The 1,629-nt window shown below is 62.4% G+C and carries 1 protein-coding gene and 1 pseudogene; both read right to left on the bottom strand.

The genetic code is table 11. The features are described 5' to 3' along the window. Positions 1–138: 138 nt before the first annotated feature. A pseudogene (locus QZY44_RS16380) lies at positions 139–1,310 on the bottom strand (IS3 family transposase); the annotation flags it as partial. A gap of 135 nt (positions 1,311–1,445) precedes the next feature. Beyond that, on the bottom strand, positions 1,446–1,629 hold a 184-nt coding region (locus tag QZY44_RS16375; protein ID WP_295448357.1), incomplete at its 5' end, for a hypothetical protein.

Genomic DNA, 1,629 nt, shown 5'->3' with positions numbered 1-1,629 from the left:
TGGGGTTGCCGTTGGGGTTGCCGTTGGGGGTGCCGTTGGGGTTGCCGTTGGGGTTGCCGTTGGGGTTGCCGTTGGGGTTGCCTTTGACGTTGCTTCTGCGCGGGGGGAATCCCCTGTGGAGCGTAGCGGAACAGGGGATTCCCCCCGCGCGCCGCCAAATTTATCCACGATCATCGCGCCGCCGCCCTCGCCGTTCTGATGCACCACCAAGGGGGTGCGGTTGCCGAGAGACTGGTGTGGGCGCTCCCCGTTGTAAAAAGCAAAGTAGCCGACCAGGCCGAGCGTCAGGTCGCCCAGGGTGGCGTAGCCCTTCAGATAAACGTCTTCGTACTTGACGGTGCGCCAGAGCCGCTCGACGAAGATGTTGTCGAATGCTCGCCCACGGCCATCCATGCTGATGACAATGCCTTCCCGCTTGAGTACGTCGGTGAAGGCCGCGCTGGTGAACTGCGCGCCCTGGTCGCTGTTGAAGATTTCCGGTTTGCCGTGGCTACGCAAGGCCTCCTCCAGGCAGTCGACGCAGAACACCGCTTCCATGCTGTTGCTGATACGCCAACTCAATACCCGGCGCGAGTACCAGTCAATGACCGCCACCAGGTAGACAAAGCCCCGCGCCAGCCGGATGTAGGTGATGTCCGTGCTCCACACCTGATTCGGCCGCACAACCGCCACCCCGCGCAGCAGGTAGGGATAGACCTTGTGCTCCGGCTGCGCCCGGCTGGTATTCGGTCCCGGCGCCATGCCGGCCAGGCACATCTGCCGCATCAGGCGCTGCACACGCTTGCGATTGACGAGGTGCTCCACCGTCTTCAGAAACAGCACCATCCGGCGCGTGCCGTAGAAGGGATGGCGGGTGTATTCCTCGTCAATCAGTCGGCTCAGCAGCAGGTCGCTCGCGTCCACCGCCGCGGGCCGCCGGTGCGCGTAGACCGTCGCCCGTGACACCCCGCTCAACGCACATTGACGCACCACGGCAAGCTCGCCCACCGGGCTGATCCAGGCCCGCCGGGTCATGACAGGCTCATCCCGGACTTTTTTTTGAGCCAGTCCAATTCCATCTTCAGCTTGCCGATCTCGCTGTACAGCCGCTCCGGCTCCCGATGCTCCGCCGCCGGCTTCGGCCCGCGCTTGCCCTCAAACAGCGTCTTCGCCTGCTCCTGGATTTCCTTCTTCCACTGCCCTACCTGCACCGGATGGACGCCATATTCCTGGCCAATCTCGTTGATCGTCCTCACCCCGCGCAAGGCCTCCAGCCCCACCTTCGCCTTGAACTCCGGACTGTGCACCTTCCGCTTCTTCGCTTCGCTCATCGCTCTTCGTTCCCTATCACAGACCGCAGCTTAAACCACTGTCTGGAATTCGGGATCCACTATAATCCAAGGGGGCGTCAGGTTGCTCTCACAACCTGACCTACGGTTCAAATTGATGTTGGAGGATGATAGACCCTATTCCCCGAGGAATTCTGGCTTGCGTTTTTCCTTGAAGGCGCGGATGCCTTCCGCATAGTCGCGGCTCTTGTACACCGTGTTCCGCAGTTCCTGGATGCGCTCGAAGATGCCCGGTTGCAGGGGTGCCGAATCGCCCAACATGCGCAGTTGCTCCTTGATGGCGGCCACCGCCAGGGGCGCC

The organism is uncultured Thiodictyon sp., from assembly GCA_903837595.1.
In the GTDB taxonomy this organism is placed as follows: domain Bacteria; phylum Pseudomonadota; class Gammaproteobacteria; order Chromatiales; family Chromatiaceae; genus Thiodictyon.
This window is presented reverse-complemented; position numbering and strand designations above follow the sequence as displayed.